The organism is Maricaulis salignorans (assembly GCF_900103475.1).
Taxonomy (GTDB): domain Bacteria; phylum Pseudomonadota; class Alphaproteobacteria; order Caulobacterales; family Maricaulaceae; genus Maricaulis; species Maricaulis salignorans.
This window is the reverse complement of sequence record NZ_FNHG01000017.1, coordinates 30,711-54,359: the sequence shown is the minus strand read 5'-3', so window position 1 is coordinate 54,359 and position 23,649 is coordinate 30,711. Positions and strand designations below refer to the sequence as shown.

At 62.1% G+C, this 23,649-nt stretch carries 21 protein-coding genes and 1 pseudogene; 11 read left to right on the top strand and 11 right to left on the bottom strand.

The genetic code is table 11. The features are described 5' to 3' along the window. Window positions 1-135 precede the first annotated feature (135 nt). The gene (gene infB, locus BLT42_RS12255; RefSeq protein ID WP_091771205.1) at window positions 136-2,745 is read left to right on the top strand and encodes a translation initiation factor IF-2; all 2,610 of its coding nucleotides are present in this window, start codon (window positions 136-138) and stop codon (window positions 2,743-2,745) included. Window positions 2,746-2,823: 78 nt separating this feature from the next. Here the strand turns inward: infB and BLT42_RS12250 are convergent, their stop codons facing one another. Continuing rightward, a complete protein-coding gene (locus BLT42_RS12250) occupies window positions 2,824-3,318 on the bottom strand; it encodes a nuclear transport factor 2 family protein (RefSeq protein WP_091771203.1) in 495 nt (164 codons plus the stop codon). Window positions 3,319-3,626: 308 nt separating this feature from the next. Between BLT42_RS12250 and rbfA the strand changes: the two genes are divergently transcribed. The 4 genes from rbfA (at window position 3,627) to pnp (ending at window position 7,535) form a co-directional block, all read left to right on the top strand. Next, on the top strand, window positions 3,627-4,046 hold the full coding sequence (rbfA, locus tag BLT42_RS12245; protein ID WP_091771201.1) for a 30S ribosome-binding factor RbfA: 420 nt from the start codon (window positions 3,627-3,629) through the stop codon (window positions 4,044-4,046). Between the two features lie 76 nt (window positions 4,047-4,122). Then, entirely contained in the window at window positions 4,123-5,097 is a 975-nt protein-coding gene (gene truB / locus BLT42_RS12240) for a tRNA pseudouridine(55) synthase TruB (RefSeq protein ID WP_091771199.1), read from the top strand. Between the two features lie 9 nt (window positions 5,098-5,106). Next, window positions 5,107-5,376 carry a 30S ribosomal protein S15 gene (rpsO, locus tag BLT42_RS12235; RefSeq protein ID WP_091771197.1) on the top strand — a complete coding sequence of 90 codons (270 nt, stop codon included), beginning with the start codon at window positions 5,107-5,109 and terminating at the stop codon, window positions 5,374-5,376. 29 nt (window positions 5,377-5,405) lie between these two features. Continuing rightward, window positions 5,406-7,535 (top strand): polyribonucleotide nucleotidyltransferase, encoded by a 2,130-nt coding sequence (gene pnp / locus BLT42_RS12230; RefSeq protein WP_091771195.1) that lies wholly within the window; start codon window positions 5,406-5,408, stop codon window positions 7,533-7,535. Between the two features lie 66 nt (window positions 7,536-7,601). On the opposite strand, the gene BLT42_RS12225 is transcribed toward pnp, so the two are convergent. Further along, entirely contained in the window at window positions 7,602-8,453 is an 852-nt protein-coding gene (locus tag BLT42_RS12225; protein WP_091771193.1) for a LytTR family DNA-binding domain-containing protein, read from the bottom strand. A gap of 181 nt (window positions 8,454-8,634) precedes the next feature. Here BLT42_RS12225 and BLT42_RS12220 point away from each other — a divergent pair, with 181 nt between their 5' ends. The 3 genes from BLT42_RS12220 to BLT42_RS12210 all read left to right on the top strand — a co-directional run bounded on the left by BLT42_RS12220 (window position 8,635) and on the right by BLT42_RS12210 (window position 13,265). Further along, entirely contained in the window at window positions 8,635-9,852 is a 1,218-nt protein-coding gene (locus BLT42_RS12220; protein ID WP_091771191.1) for an acyltransferase family protein, read from the top strand. 108 nt (window positions 9,853-9,960) lie between these two features. Continuing rightward, window positions 9,961-12,420: a prolyl oligopeptidase family serine peptidase gene (locus BLT42_RS12215; RefSeq protein WP_091771189.1), complete on the top strand. Its 2,460-nt coding sequence runs from the start codon at window positions 9,961-9,963 to the stop codon at window positions 12,418-12,420. Between the two features lie 215 nt (window positions 12,421-12,635). Continuing rightward, a complete protein-coding gene (locus BLT42_RS12210) occupies window positions 12,636-13,265 on the top strand; it encodes an MT-A70 family methyltransferase (protein WP_091771187.1) in 630 nt (209 codons plus the stop codon). On the opposite strand, the gene BLT42_RS12205 is transcribed toward BLT42_RS12210, so the two are convergent. The 5 genes from BLT42_RS12205 to BLT42_RS12185 all read right to left on the bottom strand — a co-directional run bounded on the left by BLT42_RS12205 (window position 13,266) and on the right by BLT42_RS12185 (window position 17,306). Then, on the bottom strand, window positions 13,266-14,042 hold the full coding sequence (locus BLT42_RS12205; protein ID WP_091771185.1) for a BglII/BstYI family type II restriction endonuclease: 777 nt from the start codon (window positions 14,040-14,042) through the stop codon (window positions 13,266-13,268). After that, complete coding sequence (locus BLT42_RS12200) at window positions 14,042-14,860, bottom strand: enoyl-ACP reductase FabI (protein WP_091771243.1); 819 nt, start codon at window positions 14,858-14,860, stop codon at window positions 14,042-14,044. Before BLT42_RS12200 ends, BLT42_RS12205 begins: the two co-directional genes overlap by 1 nt. 38 nt (window positions 14,861-14,898) lie before the next feature. Next, on the bottom strand, window positions 14,899-16,113 hold the full coding sequence (fabB, locus tag BLT42_RS12195; RefSeq protein ID WP_091771183.1) for a beta-ketoacyl-ACP synthase I: 1,215 nt from the start codon (window positions 16,111-16,113) through the stop codon (window positions 14,899-14,901). A gap of 14 nt (window positions 16,114-16,127) precedes the next feature. Further along, window positions 16,128-16,652 (bottom strand): 3-hydroxyacyl-[acyl-carrier-protein] dehydratase FabA, encoded by a 525-nt coding sequence (gene fabA / locus BLT42_RS12190; protein ID WP_091771181.1) that lies wholly within the window; start codon window positions 16,650-16,652, stop codon window positions 16,128-16,130. Between the two features lie 93 nt (window positions 16,653-16,745). After that, the gene (locus BLT42_RS12185; protein ID WP_091771180.1) at window positions 16,746-17,306 is read right to left on the bottom strand and encodes an SH3 domain-containing protein; all 561 of its coding nucleotides are present in this window, start codon (window positions 17,304-17,306) and stop codon (window positions 16,746-16,748) included. A gap of 168 nt (window positions 17,307-17,474) precedes the next feature. On the opposite strand from BLT42_RS12185, the gene BLT42_RS12180 reads away from it, so the two are divergent. Together BLT42_RS12180 and BLT42_RS15255 are read left to right on the top strand one after the other, a co-directional pair. Beyond that, window positions 17,475-18,395: an MBL fold metallo-hydrolase gene (locus BLT42_RS12180; RefSeq protein WP_091771179.1), complete on the top strand. Its 921-nt coding sequence runs from the start codon at window positions 17,475-17,477 to the stop codon at window positions 18,393-18,395. Between the two features lie 118 nt (window positions 18,396-18,513). Further along, the gene (locus BLT42_RS15255; protein WP_233342469.1) at window positions 18,514-18,690 is read left to right on the top strand and encodes a hypothetical protein; all 177 of its coding nucleotides are present in this window, start codon (window positions 18,514-18,516) and stop codon (window positions 18,688-18,690) included. Window positions 18,691-18,693: 3 nt separating this feature from the next. Here the strand turns inward: BLT42_RS15255 and BLT42_RS12170 are convergent, their stop codons facing one another. Then, the gene (locus tag BLT42_RS12170) at window positions 18,694-19,440 is read right to left on the bottom strand and encodes a HesA/MoeB/ThiF family protein (RefSeq protein ID WP_091771175.1); all 747 of its coding nucleotides are present in this window, start codon (window positions 19,438-19,440) and stop codon (window positions 18,694-18,696) included. Between the two features lie 82 nt (window positions 19,441-19,522). Here BLT42_RS12170 and BLT42_RS12165 point away from each other — a divergent pair, with 82 nt between their 5' ends. Then, the gene (locus BLT42_RS12165; protein WP_091771241.1) at window positions 19,523-20,866 is read left to right on the top strand and encodes an ATP-dependent DNA helicase; all 1,344 of its coding nucleotides are present in this window, start codon (window positions 19,523-19,525) and stop codon (window positions 20,864-20,866) included. On the opposite strand, the gene cysK is transcribed toward BLT42_RS12165, so the two are convergent. From cysK to coaBC, 3 genes and pseudogenes are all read right to left on the bottom strand, one after another. After that, the gene (gene cysK, locus BLT42_RS12160; protein ID WP_091771173.1) at window positions 20,836-21,786 is read right to left on the bottom strand and encodes a cysteine synthase A; all 951 of its coding nucleotides are present in this window, start codon (window positions 21,784-21,786) and stop codon (window positions 20,836-20,838) included. The genes BLT42_RS12165 and cysK overlap by 31 nt on opposite strands. Window positions 21,787-21,869: 83 nt before the next feature. Continuing rightward, entirely contained in the window at window positions 21,870-22,325 is a 456-nt protein-coding gene (dut, locus tag BLT42_RS12155; RefSeq protein ID WP_091771171.1) for a dUTP diphosphatase, read from the bottom strand. A gap of 90 nt (window positions 22,326-22,415) precedes the next feature. Continuing rightward, window positions 22,416-23,598: pseudogene (gene coaBC / locus BLT42_RS15360) on the bottom strand (bifunctional phosphopantothenoylcysteine decarboxylase/phosphopantothenate--cysteine ligase CoaBC). Window positions 23,599-23,649 lie beyond the last annotated feature (51 nt).

The following is a 23,649-nucleotide window of genomic DNA, read 5'->3' as shown; positions in this document are numbered from 1 at the left end:
AACAGCGGTTGAATACGGGGTGGAGGTCGCTAGGTTAGCGAGCCTTCAGGCCGGATCAGGTATGAACAGCGCGGATTTCCGGCACTCGGCTACCGGAAAAGCCCGTCAAACGATAGCCGAACTTGGAAGGCTCGCATGAGCGACGCAGACGACAATAATTCCTCCGGCCGCCGGCCGCTCTCTCTGAAACGACCCGGTGCGGGCACCGTGCAGCAAAGTTTTGCGCGCGGACGTTCGAAAGCCGTGGTGGTTGAGAAGAAGCGCAAACGTGTGGTGACCCCTGGCAAGGACTCCGGTCCGGCCGGCGGGAGAGGTCCTGGTGGCGCCGGCGCCAGCAAGGGTGAGTCCGCGCTTGCCGCGAAAGCCCGTCAGCTGGGATTGTCCGAGGAAGAACTCGTATCGCGTCAGCGGGCGATTGCCCGCGCCCGTGCCGAATCTGCCGAACGCGACGCGAAGCGCAAACAGGAAGAGGCAGAACGCTCGGCCCGTGCCGATGCCGAACGCCAGAATCTTGATGATCTGAAAGCCCGCGAAGCCCGTGAGGCCGAGGAGGCACAACGCGCTGCTGAAGCCGAAGCCGAGGCTCGCCGTCTCGCTGAAGCCGATGCGTCGCGTGATGCCGATGACGGCCCGAAAAAGGGTGATGGCGAAGTGCGCCGCAAACCCGCCGCCGAAAAGCGCCCGCAGCGCCCGATGGACGGGGCCGATCTTCCCGATCCAGCCGCGACGCTCGACGCCATGGGTGGCCGTATCAAGCGCAAGGGTCCGCCAGTCAGTGCCGGTCCGGTCAAGCCGGGGCAGCAACAAACGCCTGCGCGCGCCAAGGCGGACAGCCGTCGCCGTGGCAAGCTGACGATCCAGAATATTCTCGAGGGCGATGAAGAGCGTCAACGCTCGCTGGCTTCGGTCCGCCGCGCCCGCGAACGTGAGAAACAACGCCGCAGCGACGGTACGACGGCGCGCGAGAAGATTTCCCGCGAAGTCATCATTCCGGAATCGATCACGGTTGCCGATCTGGCCAACCGGATGGCCGAGCGGTCCATGGATGTCATCAAATACCTGATGAAGCAGGGCCAGATGGTCCGCATGGATGACGTGCTCGAGGCCGATGATGCGGAACTGATCGTTGAAGACTTCGGTCACACGGTGAAACGCGTCTCTGAATCCGATGTCGAGACCGGCTTTATTGCCAGCGATGATCCGGAAGAGAGCAAGGTCAAGCGCGCACCCGTCGTGGCGATCATGGGTCATGTCGATCACGGCAAGACCTCGCTGCTCGATGCCCTGCGTTCGACCGATGTTGTCTCCGGTGAAGCTGGCGGTATTACCCAGCATATCGGCGCCTATCAGGTGCAGTTGAAGTCGGGTGACAAGATCACCTTCCTCGACACGCCTGGCCACGCGGCGTTCTCGGCCATGCGTTCGCGCGGTGCCGAAGCCACCGATATCGTCATCCTTGTGGTGGCTGCCGATGATTCCGTGAAGCCGCAAACCATCGAGGCGATCAAATTCGCCAAGGCGGCCGGCACACCGATCATCGTCGCCGTCAACAAGATCGACAAGCACGAAGCCGACCCGCAAAAAGTCATCACTGACCTGCTGCAGCACGACATTGTCGTTGAGGCCATGTCCGGTGACGTCCAGTCCGTCAATATCTCCGCGAAAAAGCGGACCGGCCTTGATGACCTGACCGACGCCATTCTGCTTCAGGCCGAATTGCAGGATCTGAAAGCCAATCCGGACCGCGATGCCGAAGGTGTTGTGATCGAGAGCAAGATCGACAAGGGCCGCGGCTCCGTCGCGACGGTTCTGGTTCGCCGCGGTACGCTGAAGCGTGGCGACCTCCTGGTCGCTGGCGGTCAGTGGGGCCGTGTCCGCGCCCTGACCAATGAGCGTGGCCAGACCCTGGCTGAAGCCGGCCCGTCGGTTCCCGTTGAAGTCCTCGGTCTCGATGGCGCTCCGGATCCGGGCGAAGTCTTTGCCGTGGTCGAGAATGAAGGCCGGGCTCGCGAAATCGCGATGTACCGCCAGCGCAAGACCCGTTCCGCCGGTGGCGGCCAGAATGTCGGCCTGGGCACATCGCTCGAGCAGATGATGGCGCGCCTGCAGGAAAACCAGACCAAGGAAATGCCGCTGCTGATCAAGGCAGATGTGCAAGGCTCCGCCGAGGCCATCAAGCAATCGCTTGAGCGTCTCGGGAATGACGAGGTCCAGGCGAAAATCGTGCTCGCTGCCGCAGGCGGCGTGAATGAGGGCGATGTCCTGCTGGCCAAGTCTTCGGGCTCGCCGATCTTCGCCTTCAATGTCCGCGCCAATAAACAGGCCCGCGACCTTGCCGAGCGTGAGAAAGTCGAAATCCGCTATTACTCGGTGATCTATGATGTCATCGATGATGTGCGCAATACGATGGAAGGCATGCTGGCTCCGGAGAAGCGCGAAAACTTCATTGGTTACGCCGACATCCTGGAAGTCTTCAACATCACCCGCTTCGGCAAGGCTGCCGGTTGCCGTGTGACCGAAGGCGTCGTCAAGCGCGGCTGTGGTGTGCGCCTGTTGCGCAACGACACGGTCGTGCACGAGGGCCATCTGTCGACCCTGAAACGCTTCAAGGAAGAAGTGAAGGAAGTGAAAGCCGGCACCGAGTGCGGTATGGGCTTCATCGAGTATCAGGAGATCCAGAAGGGCGACAAGATCGAGTGCTTCGAGATCATCGAAGTGCCTCGCAAGCTTGAGAGCAATGGCTAGTCCGAACTTTCTGATCCGGAATATGAAAAGGGCGGCTCCATCGAGCCGCCCTTTTTTGTGTCGTGGCTCGTGTCAGCCCTATTGGCCGATGACGAGGCTCTGGTCCGGCGTGGCGTAATTGGCGAAGTCCTGATGATGGGTGATGCGGCCGTCCCGCACCGTGATGACGGTGACCTGCGGCGCGCGCCAGCGGAAGGTCTGGCCCTCGGTCTCGGTCGGGTAGAGGGCATTGACCTCACCCATGAAGACGACACGGTCATTGCTCTGGAAAACGGTGTCCCAGACGAAGCCAAGCTCGATCGGCTGATAGGTTTGGGCGAAGTCCCGCAACATGGCCAAGCTGGATTCGCGGCCCTCGTGATGCAGGCCGTCGGGGCCAACGCCGTCGCCGAGCGCCGTGGAATCGTCGAACACGAAATCCTCGGCCATGTAGGATTCCATCGCATCGAAATCCACGGCCGAGTAGTGCGCCATATAGGCGCGGGCGGTGGTTTCAGCGTCGGCAATCTCCTGCGCCAGGGCACCGGTCGACAGGGTCATGATCGCGGCCAGGGCCGCCAGGGTATGGTTCATTCTTCTCTCCCGCTTTGAAGCGTTGCTGATCCAGACAGCCAAAGGACGTCGGCAGCGCCTGGCAGGTGGCGAGGTCGGTCGTCGCTAAATCCCGGATAGTCCTCTTTGCGGCGCGCAGGGCTGTGATTGCAAGATCGGAGGCTGCGCGCGGCGGTCACAATCGCGCGTGCTTCCTAAACGCGCTGTAAGCCAAGCCCTTTCCCTGCTTCAATCGCAGGCTCTTGCATCCCCTGCACAACCGGCGTACACCCGCGCGCCTTGCCGGTGCAGCGATTTGACGTCTGTGCCGCCGACCTCGGAGAGGTGTTATGGCCCGTAGACCAACCCGCGAACCGAAGACAGCCACGCAGCGGCAACTCCGCGCGGGCGAAATTATCCGGCATGCGCTGGTGACCCTGCTGGCGCGCGGCGATCTGCGCGACCCGGCGCTTGAAAAGGCCCTGATCACGGTCAGCGAAGTGCGCATGAGCTCCGATCTGCGGGTTGCGAAAGTCTATGTCGCGCCGCTCGGGCCGGGCGAACCGGCCGCTCTGGCCAAGGCGCTCAACCGGGGAGCCAGCTTCCTGCGCGGGCGTCTGGGGCGTGAGATCGAGTTGAAATTCACCCCGGAACTGCATTTCCATGCCGATAACAGCTATGAGACCGCCAGCCATGTCGACCAGCTCCTGGCGCGACCGCAGGTACAGCGCGACCTCAAGGCTGACGATGATGGCGATAGCCAGGAATAAGCCGTCACGCACTGATGGTATCGGGGGGCGTGAGGTTTCACGCCGCCGTCCTTTCGATCGAAATTGAGGCACAGACATGGCTCGCAAGAACAAGGGTCAGGACATCCATGGCTGGGTGATCCTCGACAAGCCCTTCGACATGACCTCGACCCAGGCCGTCTCGGCGGTTCGCCGCATATTTGATGCCAACAAGGCCGGGCATGCCGGTACGCTTGATCCGCTCGCGACCGGCATTCTCCCCATCGCACTGGGGGAGGCGACCAAGACGGTCCCCTTCACCATGGAAGGCGCCAAGGTCTACCGGTTCACGGTCAAATGGGGCGAGCGCACCGATACGCTCGACGCCGAGGGCGCGGTGATCGCGACCTCCGAGGTGCGGCCGCAGCGCAGCGCTATTGAAGCGGTCCTGCCGGACTTCACCGGTGAGATCCAGCAGATTCCACCCATCTATTCGGCCATCCGGGTCAATGGCGAGCGCGCCTATGACCTCGCCCGCGACGGTGAAGAGGTCGAGCTTGAAGCGCGTGCCATCCGGATCGATGCGCTTGAACTGGTCGATTGTCCCGATGCCGATCATGCCGTGTTCGAAATGCGTTGCGGCAAGGGTTCCTATGTCCGTGCCATGGCGCGCGACATCGCTCATGCCCTCGGCTCGGAGGGCCATGTCGTGGCCCTGCGACGGCTGGTTGTCGGGGGCTTCGTAGAGGCAGAATCCACAACGCTGGACGGATTGCGAGAAATGGCTCATAAGGGCGCCGCTTCGGAAGCTCTGCTCCCGGTACAGACCGCGCTGGACGACATCCCGGCGCTGGCCATCACCGGCGAGGAGGCATCAAACCTGAAGCTAGGACGGTCGATCGTCCTGCTCCCGCGTCAAGCGCAAGAGCTGAAAGCCCTTCGGCGCCCCCTCATGATAGCGGGCAAGGATTGTTCTTTCATGGCTCTGGCGACCCTGGACGGGCAAGCAGTGGCGCTCGGCGAGGCGCGGGCCGGAAGGTTTCAGCCCGTGCGTGTATTCAACTTGCCCCTCACAGGGGTCGACAGAGTTTAGGAGAACCCGATGTCGATTACGCAAGAGCGCAAAGCCGCGCTCATCACAGAGCATTCCCGTGGTACTGCCGATACCGGCTCACCGGAGGTCCAGGTGGCCATCCTGACTGAGCGGATCGCCAACCTCACAGAGCATTTCAAGACCCATAAGAAGGACAACCACTCGCGTCGCGGCCTTCTGAAAATGGTCTCCCAGCGCCGCCGTCTTCTCGATTACGTGAAGAATAAAGACGATGCCCGCTATCGGGCAATCATCGAGAAGCTTGGCCTGCGCCGCTGATCCGCGACCGCATCCGTACGAAAGACGATATGTTCGATATTCAAAAAGAAACGATCGAGTGGGAGGGCCGCCCTCTTACTTTTGAAACAGGGCGCGTAGCCCGCCAAGCCAACGGTTCGGTCATGGTGACCTATGGCGAGACGACTGTTCTCGCCACCGCCGTTGGCGTCAAGACCGTCAAGGAAGGGGCCGACTTCTTCCCTCTCACGGTCAATTACCAGGAAAAAACCTTTGCCGCCGGCAAGATCCCGGGTGGGTTCTTCAAGCGTGAAGGCCGTCCATCGGAAAAAGAGACGCTGACCTCGCGCCTCATCGACCGTCCGATCCGTCCGCTCTTCCCCAAAGGCTTCAAGAACGAAGTCCAGGTGATGCTGACCGTGCTCTCGCACGACATGGAAAACGATCCTGACATTGTCGGCCTGATCGGCGCTTCCGCCGCCCTGGTCCTGTCGGGTCTGCCTTTCATGGGTCCGATCGGCGCGGCTCGCGTTGGTTATTTTGATGGCGAATACGTCATCAATCCGCCTGTCTATGACATGGTCGACAGCGCGCTCGACCTTGTCGTCGCGGGCACCGGCGATGCCGTCATGATGGTTGAATCGGAAGCCAAGGAGCTTTCCGAGGAAGTCATGCTTGGCGCTGTCATGGCCGGCCATGCTGCTTTCCAGCCGGTGATCGATGCGATCATCCGTCTGGCTGAAAAAGCCGCCAAAGAACCTTGGGATTACGAGCCGGAAGATCATTCCGCCGTTGAAACCCAGGTTCGTGACCTGATTGGCGACGAACTGGCTGCCGCCTACACCAATGTCGACAAGACCGCGCGTTATGCGGCCGTTGGCGTTGCCAAGGCAAAAGCTGTCTCAGCTCTGGCCCGTTCCGAAGAAAACCCTGACGGTCTGCCCGGCACGGTGCTCAAGGACGTGATGAAGGCCGTTGAAGCCTCCATCGTGCGTGGCGGCATCATCAAGACCGGCAAGCGTATCGATGGCCGCGCCCTCGACACGGTTCGTCCGATTGTGTCCGAGGCCGGCGTTCTGCCCCGCACCCATGGTTCGGCCGTGTTCACCCGCGGTGAAACCCAGGCTCTCGTCGTTGCCACACTCGGCACCGGCGAAGACGAGCAATTCGTCGACGATCTGACAGGAACCTATAAGGAGCGCTTCATGCTCCATTATAATTTCCCGCCTTACTCGGTCGGTGAAACCTCTTTCCGCCTGGCTCCAGGCCGTCGCGAAATCGGTCATGGCAAGCTTGCCTGGCGCGCTGTTCGTGCGGTTTTGCCATCACATGTCGATTTCCCTTACACGATCCGTCTCGTGTCCGAGATCACCGAGTCCAATGGTTCGTCCTCCATGGCGACCGTTTGCGGTGCATCCCTGGCCATGATGGATGCCGGCGTGCCGCTGACGCGCCCGGTTTCGGGTATCGCCATGGGCCTGATCAAGGATCCAGAAGGCATTGCCGTGCTGTCCGACATCCTGGGTGATGAAGATCACCTCGGTGACATGGACTTCAAGGTTGCCGGTACGTCTGAAGGCATCACTTCGCTTCAGATGGACATCAAGATCGCCGGTATCGACGAGAAGATCATGCACACAGCCCTCGCCCAGGCGAAGGGTGGCCGTCTGCACATTCTCGACGAAATGGCCAAGGCACTCGACACCTCGCGGTCCGAGCTCGGCGAATTTGCGCCGCGCATCGAAACCATCACCATTCCGACCGACAAGATCCGTGACGTTATCGGAACCGGCGGCAAGGTGATCCGTGAGATCGTCGAAAAAACCGGCGCCAAGGTCGACGTCAATGATGAAGGCGTGATCAAGGTCTCGTCTTCGGATGCGGCTTCGATCAAGGCTGCGCTCGACTGGATCATCGGCCTCACCGCCGAGCCTGAAGAAGGCAAGATCTATAAGGGCAAAGTCGTCAAGGTCATGGATTTCGGTGCCTTCGTGAACTTCTTCGGCCCGAAAGACGGCCTGGTCCACGTGTCTCAGCTTCGTGCCGAGCGTGTGAACCATCCGTCCGACCTGCTGAAGGAAGGCGATGAAGTCTACGTCAAGCTCCTGGGCTTTGACGATCGTGGCAAGGTTCGCCTGTCGATGAAAGTCGTCGACCAGGAAACCGGCCTCGACATCGCCAAGGATGCCGAGCAGGCGTAAGCCACTCGCATTCATGACGATCAAGTGCTGAATGAAGATCCCGCCGGAGCAATCCGGCGGGTTTTTCTATGCCGCCAGCCGGTCGCGATAACGGCGGCTGCCGGGGATAGTCTCGCCATTGCTCAAGGTGAGGGTGACATCGCCTTCGCCGGTCGGCACGGTCTCGGTGATCATGTCGCGATTGACCAGCCAGGAACGGTGCACGCGCACGGCATCCACCGCCGCATCGCGCAGCAGATTGTCCAGCTCGCTCAGCGTCATGCGCGCGAGGTATTCGCGCTCGCCAAAGCGGGCCTCGACATAATTGCCGGCCGCCTTGGCGGAGCTGAATTCCGACGCGGCGAGATGCATGACCCGGCCGCCGCATTTGAGATTGACCCGATGATGGGTGCGCGCCTCGGTCCGCGCGGCGGCGGCCTCAAGCCGGTGCCATTGAATGGTTCGGAAGCCCGTCAGGATCAGCACGACCGAGGCATAGCTCAGCGCATCCTTGCGCAGTTCATAGATGAAGGTCTGCCAGAGCGGGTCTTCGAAGAATTGGTAGCTATGATTGAACAGGATGGGGAAGAGCGCCTCGCGTGTGAGGCCCATGGCCCCGACATGAAGCGCTGAGAACACCAGGAGACCGCCGATATGGGCCGGCAACCACCGGGTCCAGCGAGTGGCACCAACGGGAAAGCGGCGCTCCAGCGGGCGCACCGCTGTCCAGCACAGGATCAGGAGATAGGCTGCGCTCGTGCCCTCGATAAACCAGGCCTCCCACGCATTGAAGGCCACGCCCTCGCGGGCGGCCTCCATGATGATCGAGGTCGCGTTGACGGCCCAGAATGCGAGCGTCATGACGCTATAGGCGAGCAGGGCATGGAGCCCTGCGCGCCGCTCGGCCGCTTGCTCGTTCTGAAAGTCCAGCGTGGTCATCGCGCGATCATGCCATTGACGGGCGCTGTGGCAAGCCGGGCACTGCGCGTTTCGCCCCGGATTTCCGCCGCCCGTCCCCGCACGCCAGTATTTGGTCCCGTCGAGCCGGTCATGATCCCGGCGGGCTGGCGGTCCTGGCTGGTGATGTGATGGATGGGGGCAATGTTATTGGAGATCCCGCATGTCACACCCAGCCGCCACCCCGTCCGAGACAGCCACCAACACCCGTCGCTATGATCTCGACTGGCTCAGGATCATCGTCTTCGGACTGTTGATTTTTTATCATATTGGCATGTTCTTCAACACGGAGGACTGGCACGCCAAGAGCGGGCATATGAATGGTGCGATGGAGCCGCTGATGTGGCTGTCCAGCCCCTGGCGCCTGCCCATGCTCTTCTTCATTTCAGGCGTTGCGATCCGCTTCCTGTCCGACAAGCTTGGCGCCGGTCGTTTCGCCCGCGACCGGTTTTTCCGCCTCTTCCCGGTTATCGTTTTCGGCATGTATGTGATCGTGCCGCCCCAATTATGGGTCGAGCTGCAACGCGGCGGTGAAATCGGGCCGGATTTCTGGACCTTCTATCAGAGCTATGCCTTCGAGTGGGACGGACCCTGGTCGGAGCATACGCCGACCTGGAATCACCTTTGGTATGTCGTCTATCTGTTCGTTTATTGCATGCTTCTGGCCCCGCTCGTGCCTGCCCTGCGTGCCATCGCCGACAGCCGGGCCCTCGCGGCGCTGGGCGCCCTGTTCGCGCGGCCGCTTGTCGGACCTCTGCTGATGGTGGCGCTGCCGGTTCTGCCCTTCCTGCTGATCCGCTTTACGCTGACGATGCAGTTTCCCACCACGCATGACCTGACCAGCGACTGGGCCAATCATGCCGGCAGCCTGACGATCCTGCTCTACGGCTATATGTTCGCCAAGAATGGGACCCTGTGGCGGGCAGTCGACCGCGCCCTGCCCTGGGTCGGCGCCCTGACGCTGGCCTCCTTTGCCTTTCTCTACACGGCCTATTCCACCTGGCCGGCGATTGAAGACAATCTGCCACTTGTCTGGACCGCGCGTATTGATCGCATCATCTATGCCTGGGCGATTATCCTGACGCTGCTGGGCCTCGCCCGCCGTTTCCTCAATCATGACAATGCCGCCCGGCGCTATCTCAGCGAAGCCGTTTTCCCCTATTACATCCTGCACCAGACGATCACTGTGGTCGGCGGATTCTGGCTCAGCGGGATGGGACTGGATGTGTGGACCGAGTTTGGCCTGCTTGTCGCAATGACCGTGTTCGGGTGTGTGCTGGGCTATGAAGTGGTGAAGCGCGTACCCTTGCTGAGGCCCGTCATGGGTCTGAAATGGAGGGGATCGTCCAAGAGCGGTCGCGCCGTGAGTTCCACGATCTAGTTGGCGCCACCTTACCAAAATGTCAGACTCGCAGACCTTCATCTCAACTAGGTTGACGGGAAGAATCTACGGACGCATTCGCGCCCCGGGAGCGGAGGGAAGTGATCAATGACGGCAATCCAGGAGTGGTGGAAGACGGGCGCCTGCGCGGCGGCTGTGGTGTTGGCAGGGCTGGGCGCTATCGCCCAGGCCCAGGAACCCTACCGGCTGCCGCCGCAGGAAATTGTCGACATCGTCGACGCCCAGCCCACCCCCTGGACCTCGGCCTCTCCGGCGCGCGACACGATTGCCCTGTTGCAGCGCGAGAGCCTGCCCCCGGTTTCCGAACTGGCCCGGCCGATGGAGCGGCTGGCCGGGTTGCGGCTCGACGCTGAAACCAATGGCCGTCACGGACCGCGGAGTGTCGTGGGCTTGAGCCTGCTGGATATCGCAACGGGCGAGGAAAGGCCTGTGGTCCTGCCCGAGAATGTCGGGATTTCAAATGTCAGCTGGTCCCATGACGGGTCGAAGATCGCCATGGTTGTTACCCGTGGTGACCAACTGAGTGTCTGGGTTGTTGATGTCGCCCGGGCGCGGGCGCGTCAGATCATCGGATCCGGCGTCAATGCGGTCTTTTCGCCGTTGAGCTGGATGCCTGATGGCGAAACCCTGCTGGTCAGCCTGGTTTCACCGCAGCGCGGTCCACGGCCTGTGCGTTCACGTGTGCCCGACGGGCCGGTTATCCAGGAGGCCAGTGGACAGGAATCCCCTGTGCGGACCTATCAGGATCTGCTGCGCGATAGCGATGATGCGGATCTCTTCGCCTGGTTGGCAAGCAGCCAGCTCGTCCTGATCGGTGCTGACGGCCGCAATCAGCGCCGGGTCGGTGAGCCGGGCCTCTATTACAGCGCCAGCCCGGCCCCCGGCGGCGAATATATCCTCGCCGAATCGATCCGCCGGCCCTTCTCATTCCTGCAGCCCTGGTATCGCCTCGCCGATCAGAGCCAGGTGCTTGATTTGCGGGGCCGCGTCGTCGCCGAAATCGCCCAGCAACCCATCGCTGATTCCGTGCCCATTGGCGGCGTGATCACCGGTCGCCGCAATATTGGCTGGCAGGCCTCGCATCCGGCCCGCCTGGTCTGGACCGAAGCGCTCGATGGTGGCGATCCACGCGTGGAGATCGATCAGCGCGACAGCGTCTGGGCCCTGGAAGCCCCATTCGATGGTGAGCCGCGGGAAATTCTGCGCACCGAAGATCGGTATTTCGGAACCCAGTTCACCAATATCGGCGAAACCGGCTTTGCGGTTGAGTATGATCGCGACACGCGGGAGATCCGTCGCTGGCTGGTGGATTTCGCCAATCCCGATACCGAACCCCGCCTGGTCGAGGAACGCAATAACCAGGACAGCTATGCCGATCCCGGTGACCCGCTCACCGTACGCAATCAGTACGGCCAGAGCGTGATCGGCGTAGAGGATGGGTTCATGTATTTCGCCGGTGACGGGGCGACGCCCGAGGGCAATCGGCCCTTCCTGCGCCGCGTCAGTTTCGAAACATTTGAGGCCGAAGAAATCTGGCGCAATAGCGGTGAGGTCTATGAACGCGTCATCAGCCTGGTCGCACCGAACGCCTCCTCATTCCTGACCTCACGCGAGGATCCGGTCACGCCGGCCAATCTCTACCTGCATTCCGGCGATGGCGAAGTGGCCCTGACGCAATTCGTCAGCCCACACCCGCAACTCAATGCGATTTCACGCCGGATGATCACCTATGAACGGGCCGATGGTGTCTCGCTTTCGGCGACGCTCTACCTGCCGGCCGATTACGTGGAGGGTGACAGCCTGCCGGTTCTGGTCTGGGCCTATCCGCGTGAATACAACGATGCCGCCACGGCGGGACAGGTGCGCGGCTCGCCCTGGGAGTTCACCCGGATTTCAGGCACCAGCCCGCGCTTCCTCGTCACCCAGGGCTATGCTCTGCTCGAGAATGCCACCATGCCGGTGATCGGGGATGATCCCGAGACCGTCAATGACACCTTCATCGAGCAATTGGTCATGTCCGCCGATGCCGCCATTGATGAAACCGTCGCGCTCGGCTTTGGCGATGGTGAACGCGTCGCCATTGCCGGTCACAGCTATGGCGCCTTCATGACGGCGCATCTGCTGGCGGCCAGTGACCGCTTCCGCGCCGGTATTGCCCGCTCCGGCGCCTATAACCGGACCCTGACGCCGTTTGGCTTCCAGTCCGAGCGGCGCACCTTCTGGGCCGCTCCGGAGGTCTATTTCGAGCTCAGCCCCTTCATGCATGCTGATGACATCAATGAGCCCCTTCTGATGATCCATGGCGCGCTCGACAATAATTCCGGGACATTCCCGATCCAGTCCGAGCGTATGTTTGCCGCGGTCAAGGGTAATGGCGGCACGGCGCGCCTGGTCATGCTGCCCTATGAAAGCCATGGCTATCGAGGCCGTGAGAGCGTGCTCCACGTCCTCGCCGAGAGCATTGACTGGCTCGACCGCTGGGTGAAGCCGGTTGAGGATCCGCGCGGCGAGGATGACGCGGAGGATGAGAGCGATCCGATGGAGTGAAGATTCCCTCACCCGAACTAAATGAGAAGCCCCACCAGAGTGATCTGGTGGGGTTTTTTGCTGCGGGTTACTGGGTTGGAGCGCTTCGAAGGAGACTGTCTACAGCCATAGAAAGCGCATATCCGACAACAAGGTGAGAGTTATGGAACGAATCGTGATTCATCATTAGGGAAATAGCGCTAGCCAAACAGAACAAAACGAGATCTAATGACGCCATGGACGCGAACACAAACATACTGAAACCGCTCAACGGGCAGAAGTTCGGAACGATCTTGGCCGACCCGCCATGGCAGTTCGCAAACCGAACGGGCAAAATTGCTCCTGAGCATAAGCGCCTTGCACGCTATTCGACGATGCACCTGGATGATATTTGCGCGATGCCCGTTTCTGAAGTTGCGGCGGATCCTGCTCATTTGTACCTTTGGGTACCTAATGCGTTGTTGCCCGATGGCCTTCGGGTGATGAAGGAGTGGGGCTTTGAATATAAATCTAATATTGTTTGGGAGAAAATCCGCAAAGATGGTGGCCCTGATGGCCGCGGTGTGGGGTTCTATTTTAGAAATGTGACCGAGCTTTTGCTGTTTGGAATTCGGGGAAAAAATGCCCGAACGCTTGCTCCTGGCCGCAGCCAGGTGAATTTCATTGCGACTCGGAAGCGCGAACACTCTCGAAAGCCAGATGAGCAATACCCTTTGATTGAATCTTGCAGTCGGGGGCCTTATTTGGAGATGTTTTCTCGAGGCACGAGACCCAACTGGACTTGTTGGGGTAATGAGGCCACCGAGGCCTATGAGCCGACTTGGAATACCTATGCCTACAATTCCCGGGCAGATGCGGCAGAGTAACTAGTCCTCGACAATGACGCTGCTTGGGATTCCAATCGCGACCAATGGGCAGGGATTACCCACCCCGCGCCGCATTCTATCTTCAAGCTTCGCCCAATTCGTTGTTGAGCTGGCATATTTGTCTGAAACAAATGCGGCGGCCCAACCGGCAGCAAAGCCACCAGCTCGGACGACAGCTCGATCGATATCGTTCTGTTGCCGCCGCGTTGGTTCCAATCCGTGGGCCGTCAGGGCATCGAGAGAATTGAGTTCATGATTCTCAGCGTAGCGCTTCACGAACGCCGTAATATTGTCCTCAAATGATTGGCCGCGAGTAATGAGTATCCCTATATTCGCTGCCCCGTCAGCATGAAGGCGCTTGAAGTTCTCCAGATCTCGATCAAAAAACGGATCCTTATTGTTCCATTCAATCTCGAGTAAGATAGTTCCTGCCTCAAAGCTCTTTACGTGGTCAATTTCGTGCGAAAGTGACGCTACCGTCGCTCGACCCAGCTCCGTGTAGCTTTTCTTTCCTGCGGTGCCTTCGAACGTAACAACTGTCTTCTCGACCTGTATCGTCCGCTTAACCCAGCCGCGCCCGCTGAGCTCACGTCGCAGCCGCTGCGTGCCCTCGGACTCGCCACCGCCACTTCCGATGAGCGACGACATCGGAAGCTTAAAGGCCGCGAGTGTGTCTTCAATTTCTTCCATTGCACCGGGAAAGGCGCCGCTCAGGAGGGCGTCGGCGTGGTGATAGCACCCGACATCGAATCCAATCTCGCGGAGCCTATCGAGCATTAGTCATCCCCTTCCATGCTCGGCACGCCCACAGCGTGGAAGCCGGCATCGACGTGGAGTGTTTCGGCGGTGCAGGACAGGCCGAGATCGCTGAGCAGATAGAGGGCGGCGCCGGCGACGCCTTCCATCCTGGTGTCTTCCTTCATCATCGACCATTCGCGGCCGGTGCGCATCAGCGCCTTGCCGCCGGAAATCCCGGCCATGGCGAGGGTGCGCATCGGTCCGGCCGAGAGCGCATTGACGCGGATGCCCGCAGGGCCGAGATCGCGCGCCATATAGCGCATCGAGGCTTCCAGGGCCGCCTTGGCGACGCCCATGACATTATAGGACGGCACGACACGTTCCGAGCCGAGATAGGTCAGCGTCACCATGGCGCCGCCATTGGGCATAATGTGCGAGGCGCGCTTGCCTGCATCGACAAAGGAGAAGGCGGAGATTTCCATCGCCCGGCGCCAGCCCTCGCGGGTGGTGTTCTCGGTGAAGGAGCCGACCAGCTCGTCCTTGCCGGCAAAGGCAATGGCATGGACCAGGAAATCGATCGTGCCCCACTTGTCCTCGAGCGCCTTGAAACAGGCATCCATCGAGGCTTCGTCGGTGACGTCGGCAGCGACCATGAAAGGTTCGCCGCCAAGGCTTTCGACCAGCGGACGCACGCGGCGTTCCAGTTCCTGCCCCTGATAGGAGAAGGCAATTTCAGCGCCCTGGGCGGCGAGTTGCTGGGCGATGCCCCAGGCGATCGAATTCTTGTTGGCGACGCCCATGATCAGGCCCCGCTTGCCCTTCATCAGAGTCCCGGTGGGGAATTGGTTCTCACTCATCATGTATCTCCTCGCCTGCGATCACAGGTAATGTGGGATCAGACTTTCTGGAATACGACCGTGCCATTGGTGCCGCCAAAGCCGAAGCTGTTCGACATGGCGGTCTGGATATCGGCATCGCGCGTTTCGGTGATGATGGGCAGGTTGAGTGCCGCGATTTCGGGGTCCATCTCGAAAATATTGATCGAGGGAGCGACGAAACCGTGCTTCATCATCAGCAGCGTATAGATGGCTTCATGCACGCCGGCCGCGCCGAGCGAGTGGCCCGTCATGGATTTCGTGCCGGAAATCATCGGCGCATTATCGCCAAACACTTCCTTGACCGCGCCCATCTCCTTGATGTCGCCCACCGGCGTCGCCGTGGCATGCGGGTTGAGATAGTCGATCGGCTTGTTGACGGTTTCCATCGCCAGTTTCATCGAGCGCACCGCGCCTTCGCCGGATGGCGCAACCATGTCGAAGCCGTCCGAGGTGGCACCATAGCCGGTGACTTCTGCATAAATCGTCGCGCCGCGTTTCTTGGCGCGCTCATATTCTTCCAGCACGACAACGCCAGCGCCGGCACCGCCGACAAAGCCATCACGGTCCTTGTCGAAGGCGCGCGAGGCGAGTTCCGGCGTATCATTATATTTGGTCGACATCGCGCCCATGGCGTCGAACAGGTTGGAGAGGGCCCAATGGATCTCCTCGCAACCGCCGGCGAACATCACGTCCTGCTTGCCCCACTGGATCTGCTCGGTGGCCGCGCCGATGCAATGCAGCGAGGTCGTGCAGGCGGAGGTGATCGAATAGTTCACGCCGAGAATCTTGAACGGTGTTGCCAGCGTCGCCGAAGCGGTGGAGCTCATCGCCTTGGGCACGGCGAACGGCCCGATGCGTTTCGGACCCTTTTCGCGCGTGATGTCGGCGGCGGCGACAATCGTGCCGGCCGAGGGGCCGCCGGAACCCATGATGATCCCGGTGCGGGTGTTGGAAATATCCGATTCAGGCAGACCCGCATCGGCGATTGCCTGCGCCATCGCCATGTAATTCCAGCCGGCACCTTCCGACATGAAGCGGTAAATCCGCTTGTCGACATGTTCGGCCGGATCGACCGTCGGCTTGCCGCCAACCTGGCAGCGGAAATTATACTGCGCGAAGCTCTCCATGTGGCGGATGCCACTTTTGCCTTCTTGCAGGGATTGGGTGACGTCGGCGGCATTATTCCCGATGGGAGAAATTATGCCGAGACCGGTGACAACAACACGGCGCATCGCGAACTCCTGGATCAGTCTTCTTGAGTTTCGGCAGGCTGGAACAGGCCCACACGCAGGTCTTTGGCCGTATAGATGATCTTGCCGTCGGCTTCGACGTGGCCATCACCAATGGCCATGATGAGCCTGCGCTGAATCACCCGTTTCAGGTGGATGACATAACGGACTTTTTTGGTTTCCGGTGTGATTTCGCCGGTGAATTTGACCTCGCCAACGCCAAGCGCCCGGCCCTTGCCGGGATTGCCTTTCCAGCACAGGAAGAAACCGACCAGCTGCCACATCGCATCGAGGCCGAGGCAGCCTGGCATCACCGGGTCGCCCTTGAAGTGGCAGGCGAAAAACCAGAGGTCCGGATTGATGTCGAGTTCGGCGACAATATAGCCCTTGCCATGATCGCCCGTATCATCATCGATATGGGTGATCCGGTCCATCATCAGCATGGGCGGGGCGGGCAGCCGTGACCGGTCGGGACCCCACATGCCACCATCTCCGGCGGCGATCAGATCTTCGTAGCTAAAAGAGCTTTGGCGTTCAGTCATGTAACCGATCGGCTGCGCCTCGGGGCGGGCAGCACACGCTACCCCTCGCCGGGCTGGGAATGGGGACCCGGTCTTGCGTGAAAACCGGGAGGATCAGCGCAGAGCGGTATCACGCGCCGGGGGACCGCTCAAGGCGGGGCTGCCGTCATTTTCGGCTTCCGGTTGGCCGCCGCGCTCATTGGCATACACACCCCAGAGCGCCTCCGCCCTTGCCCAGCCGCGATATCCCTGTCCTTCAACCCGGCACCAGCCGGTTCGGCAACGCTCAAGCGTGAGGACCACGCCGGTCTCGGCAATAGCCTCGGCGGATGCGTCTTCATCGGCGCGGGCGCGCAGGGGCGTTTCATCAATGGTGACAACGGTTCGACGGCCGGACAGGATGGATCGGTGCATCCAGGTCAGTTCGCCGCCGGGGTCGCGGACGCGGCGCCAATCGGGCGTTTCAGCCACGACTTCCATTGGCAGGCCGGCGCGAACATAGCGCCAGGCGACGGGATGAGCCCGGCTTGGCCCCGACCGGCCGTTGGCGACATCAAATTTGAGGCTCACGAAGCGCGGCACGGCCTGGCCGGACGGCGTCGGCTGGTCGTCCTGCTGCGCCGGGGCCGGCGCAGTCAGGCAAGCGAGGATGAGCAGGGCGGCGATAGGGCGCATGGAAGACTCCTGACTCCTATCCCTGTGCCCGGCCGGGTGAAGACCGGGTAAATTTTCCGCGAGCGAGGCGATGATATCGCCGGTGAGGGTGTAATCGGCGAAACACACCCTATATCCTGTGCCGAAGCGCCGGACCGTCAGGCCGGCTGTTATCGCGAGGGGAAAATCATGCGCTTTCGTTTGGCTATTTCGACCGCCGCGGCCCTGCTGGCCGCCAATTCACTGCCCGTGCTGACCAGTCCGGCCCAGGCCCAGGACGAGCCGGCGGAAATCGCCGTCGACTCGACCGCGCTTGGCGACGGTCTCTACATGTTGTCGACCGGCATGGCCGGAAACCTGGCTGTCCTGAACGGCCCCGATGGTGTCGTCATGGTCGATGACCAATTGCCCAATACTGGCGATCTGATCGAGGGGGCCGTGGTCGAGATTTCAGGCGGGGATGCCCCCCGCTTCATCGTCAATACCCACTGGCATGGCGATCATACCGGCGGCAATGCCCATTTTGCCCAGCAGGGCACCACCATCGCGGCGCACCATAATATCCGCGCCCGCCTCGACGCGGCCGAGGATGAGTGGACCCAGGCGCCGGGCACATTGCCCATCCTCACCTTTGGTCAGGACCTGACCTTCCACATGAATGGCCAGACGGTTGAAGCGGTCCACATTCCTGCGGCCCACACCGATGGCGATGCGATGGTGTATTTCCGCGAGGCCAATGTCCTGCATATGGGCGACACCTTCTTCTCCGGAATCTTCCCCTTCATCGATCTTGCGGCCGGCGGGTCGGTCGATGGCTATATCGCCGCGATGGAGCGCGGGCTGGAAATCGCCGGTGACGAGACCCGGATCATCCCGGGCCACGGACCGCTCTCGACCCGTATTGAGCTGGCAGCGGCCCTCGATATGCTGCGTGAAGCGGCCTTCCGTGTTCGCACACTCGTCGAGGGTGGCGCCGATCTGGAGGCTGTCCGCGCTGCGGCGCCCCTCGCTGATTTCCACGACGAGTGGAATTGGGGTTTCATCACCACCGACCGCATGGTGCAGACGCTCTATAATGACGCGACCGGTCATGCTGTTTCCTACGAATAAAGCGATGTGAGGGTGAGCGAGGCCAGGTTTCTGACGAAGATTTAAACCTGTCCCCAGCTTCTCGTGTGGTCAGGCTCCCCATATTGGGTTGATGAACCTGTCTGACAAAAACCACTCCTTGCCCCGCTTGCCCGAGCCCCGCAAATTTCTGGGTCTGGCCGCAGGCCTGGGCGCCGGCCTGCTGCTTTGGCTGATTATCGCACTGAGTACAGGAAACGCCTGGCTGGGCCTTCTGTTTGGCCTCGCCCCGGGGGTGGCGATCGGTATCGGCCTGCTCCTGACTGCGCGGCCCTGACGCTCAGCTGGCGCGACATCCAGGACAATCGGGGTCGCGCTTGAGTCTCACGGTCCGGCTCTCCATCGCCAGCCCGTCGAACAGCAGGATGCGGCCATCGAGGGTCTCGCCCGCTCCGCAGATATGCTTGACCGCTTCCAGTGCCATCATCGAACCGATCAGGCCGGGCAAGGCACCGACCACGCCGACGCGGGCGCAGGTCTCTGCATCGGGCGGGATTTCCGGCACCCAGCAGCGATAGCAGGGCGCATCCGGGCCGGCATTGAACATCGAGACCTGGCCGTCCCATCGCCCCAGTGCGCCCGAGATCAGCGGGATGCCCAGCGCCCGGCTGGCGGCATTGACGGCGAAACGGGTCTCGAAATTATCGCAGCCATCGAGCACCAGATCGGCGCCGGCCAGAAGCTCGGCCGCATTATCGGACTCGAGCGAGGTCTGGATTGGCCGGACCCGCGTGCCTGGATTGAGTGCTTGCAGTGCCGCGGCCCCGGTCTCGACCTTGGATTGGCCGACATCATCAGTGCGAAACAGGATTTGCCGCTGCAGATTGTCGAGGCTGACCGTGTCCGGATCGATCAGGGTGATCTGGCCGACTCCGGCGGCCGCCAGATAGAGGCTCGCCGGAGCGCCGAGCCCGCCGGCGCCGACAATCACCACCCGGGCGCGGCCCAGCGCCTGCTGGCCGGGGCCGCCAATCTCGCGCAGGACGATGTGGCGCGCGAAGCGCTCGATATCGATTGAAGGGCTCATGCCTGCACAGGTGGCCGAGAAGCTGCCGTCAATCAAGTGCAATCCGGTTGGCTTGAGCGGCGAACAGACGCAGTTTGCTGTCATGTCTGACAACACGCTCACCACCCGTGCCGAACCGACTCTGTCCGAAACCCAGATCAACCTGCTGGGCTGGCTGCGGCGCGACAAGCCGAACATCTTCCTCACCGGCCGCGCCGGTACTGGCAAGACGACTTTGATGCGCGAGCTGCTGCGTCAGGCGGGCAATAAGGCCGCTGTGCTGGCGCCGACCGGCGTCGCCGCGATGCAGGCTGGCGGGCAGACGATCCACAGCTTCTTCCATCTGCCGCCGCGCGTGATTACCGGCCGCGATATCCGCAAGGTGCGCCATAGCCGCGTCGTCAAGGCTCTGGAGACGCTGGTGATCGACGAAATCTCCATGGTGCGCTCCGACATGATGTGGGCGATCGACCAGTCCCTGCGGCTCAATCGCGAGTGCAATGAACCCTTCGGCGGCGTGCAGATGGTGATTGTCGGCGATCTGGCGCAATTGCCGCCAGTGGTGCAGGGCGGTGAGGCGGAATATCTCGAAAACACCCATGGCGGGCCCTTCTTCTTCAATCCGCAATGCTTCCGCGAGGCCGGTTTCGCGCTGGTCGAACTGGAAGAGGTGTTCCGCCAGACCGATGAGGATTTCATCCATCTGCTCAATGTGGTCCGCGAAGGCGATGTGAGGGCCGACGAGGCCGAACGGCTCAATGAGCGCGTCACCGGCCGCTCCGGGCTGGAGGCGAGCCTGAGCCATGTCGTGCTGACGGCGACCAATGAGACCGCCTTTCGCATCAACAATGCCCGCCTCGAGGGCCTGCCGACCACGCCGCATGCCTTCAACGCCAAGGTCGAGGGCCAGTTCGACCAGCGCCTCTTCCCGGCCGAGGAGCCGCTTGTGCTCAAGATCGGCGCTCGCGTGATGATGACACGCAATGATCCGCAGGGACGCTGGGTCAATGGCACGCTGGCCGAGGTCGACGGCTTTGACGAGAAGGCCGTGCGCGTGCGTATCGGCGAGAATGTCTGGTCGATCGAGCCAGCCAAATGGGAGCGCAATGCCTATGCCTTCGACGAGGCGACGCGCGCCCTGACCAAGACCACCGCCGGCGCCTTCACGCAATACCCGCTGCGTCTGGCCTGGGCGATGACCATCCACAAGGCCCAGGGCCTCACCCTCGACAAGGTCTATCTCGACCTCGCCCGCCGCCTCTTCGCGCATGGCCAGGCCTATGTGGCGCTGTCACGCGCCCGCACGCTCGAGGGTCTGGAATTATCGCGACCGCTCACCCCGGGCGATATCATCTGCGATGCGCGGATCTTTGACGTGAAGAGTTTTTGTGACCCGGTGCCGCTGAGCGTGATGGGTCAATCCTCAAACAGCGCCGTCGACAGATAGCGCTCCGCCGAACTCGCCAGCACCACCACAATCGTCTTGCCCGCCATGTCGTCGCGCCGGGCGACGTCCAGTGCCGCTTGGATGGCGGCGCCTGAAGAAATGCCGGCCGGCACGCCTTCGCTGCGGGCCGCTTCCCGGGCCATGGCGAAGGCCTGGTCATTGGTGACCTGGACGGTTTCGTCGATCAGGGAGACATCGAGATTGTCGGGGATGAAGCCGGCGCCGATGCCCTGGATCTTGTGCGGACCGGGCTTGCCGCCGGAGATGACCGGGCTGTCGGTCGGCTCGACCGCGATGATGTGGACGCCGGGCTTTTTGGCTTTCAGCACCGAGGCAACGCCGGTCAGCGTGCCGCCGGTGCCGACGCCGGCGATGAAGACATCAACCTCGCCCGCCGTGTCATTCCAGATTTCCAGCGCGGTAGTCTTGCGGTGGATCTCCGGATTGGCCGGATTGGTGAACTGGCTGGGCATCACCGCGCCGGGTGTCGCATCAATCAGTTCCTGGGCCTTGGCGATGGCGCCATTCATGCCCTTGGCGGGATCGGTGAGTACGAGCTCGGCTCCGAGATGGGCCAGGAGTTTGCGGCGCTCGATCGACATGCTTTCCGGCATGGTCAGGATCAGGCGGTGGCCGCGTGCGGCAGCGACAAAGGCGAGGCCGATGCCGGTATTGCCCGAGGTCGGCTCGATCATGACGCTGCCTTCGCCCAGCTTGCCGGCGGCCTCGAGCGCATCGATCATGGCGACGCCGATCCGGTCCTTGACGCTGGAGAGCGGGTTGAAGAATTCCAGCTTGGCGAGGATGCGTGCCTTGGCGCCGTGCGCGGCAGCGAGCCTGGACAGCTCGACCAGCGGCGTATTGCCAACCGTGTCGGCGATGGAGCTGTAGATGCGGCCGCGGCCCGGAGTGTCGGTCATGGGGAAATCCTCAATGGAAGCTGGTGGCTATGTAGGTGCCCGGGACGCATGTGTCACCGCGCGCTGCGATCACGCTTTCTCGATCACACGCCGGTGGAACCGAAACCGCCCGTGCCGCGCTGGGTTTCGCTCAGCTCGTCGGTCACCAGCCACAGCGCCTGCATCACCGGGGCGATCACCATTTGCGCGATACGGTCGCCGCGATTGATCACGAAGTCTTCCTTGCCGTGATTGATCAGATTGACCCGGATCTCGCCGCGATAATCGGCATCGACCGTGCCGGGAGAATTGACGCAGGAAATCCCCTTTTTGGCCGCCAGGCCGGAGCGGGGGCGCACCTGGGCCTCGAAACCATCCGGCAGGGCAATGGCGATCCCGACCGGCACCAGGCGCCATTCGCCATGGGGGATGATGATGGGTTCATCGGCCGGGATGGCGGCGCGCAGATCCATGCCGGCCGATTGCGGCGTCTCATAGGCGGGCAGGGCCAGGCCCTCATAATGCGGCAGCGGTTTGATCTGGACGTGGATGGTTTTCATCGGCTCGGGTCCGGCGCAGTGGCAGAAGGGGTGATTGAAGCCCGGCAGCGCCTGGCTGGCCAGTGCGCGCGGCAGGCTGGTTGGGGAAAACTAGAGGGCTTCGGCGATGCGGGATGCCAGCCGGGCCGCGATCTCGCCCTTGGGCGCGCGCGGCCAGTGCTCGCTTCCCGCCTCCGTGACCAGGGTGACAGCATTCTCGGCGCCGCCCATCACATCGCCCGAGACATCATTGGCGACGATCCAGTCACAGCCCTTGCGGACGCGCTTGGCGGTAGCGAGGGCCTCGACATCATGGGTCTCGGCGGCAAAGCCGACCACCAGGCCGGGGCGTCCGCTGACGAGATGGCTGATGGTCTTGAGAATGTCCGGATTTTCGATCAGGGGCAGGGTGGCAAAGCTCGACTTGTCGGCCTTGATCTTGGTGTCGGAGGGGGCGGCGGGACGCCAGTCGGCGACGGCGGCGACGGCGATGAAAACATCGGCCGGCATGGCTGCCTCGACGGCGGCAAGCATGTCGAGCGCGGTCTCAACCCGCACCACGGTCATGCCGTCGGGGTCCGGCAGGGCTGTCGGGCCGGAGACAAGCGTCACGCGCGCGCCGAGTGCGGCGCACGCCGCGGCGATGGCATAGCCCTGCTGGCCGGAGGAATGGTTGGAGATATAGCGGACCGGATCAATCGGTTCGCGGGTCGGGCCGGCGGTGATCAGCACATGCCGTCCGGCGAGCGGCTCAGCCATGCAGCAGGCCCTCGACGGCATCGGCAATCGCGACCGGTTCGGCCATGCGGCCGGGGCCGAATTCACCGCAGGCCATCTCGCCCTCATCGGGACCGACAAAGTGGATGCCGTCGCTGCGGAGTGTCGCCAGATTGCGCCGGGTCGCCTTGTGCTCCCACATGCGCACATTCATGGCCGGCGCCATCAGGACCGGCTTGTCGGTCGCCAGCAGCGTGGTCGAGGCGAGATCATTGGCCAGGCCCTGGGCCGCCTTGGCCATCAGGTCGGCGGTGGCGGGGGCGACGACGACGAGATCGGCCGAGCGCGAGAGTTCGATATGGCCCATGTCGGACTCGTCGGTGAGATCGAACAGCTGGCTGAAAACGCGTTCGCCCGACAGCGCCGAGACACTGAGCGGGGTGACGAATTCAGCGCCGGCAGAGGTCAGGATACAGCGTGAGCCAATGCCGCGACGCTGCAATTCGCGGATCAGCAGCAGGCTTTTATAGGCGGCGATCCCGCCACCAATGATCAAGAGGATCCGCTTGTCGGACACGAGTGTGCTCCCAGGTCGATACCGGGACTAACTAGCGGTTTGCGCGCGGAA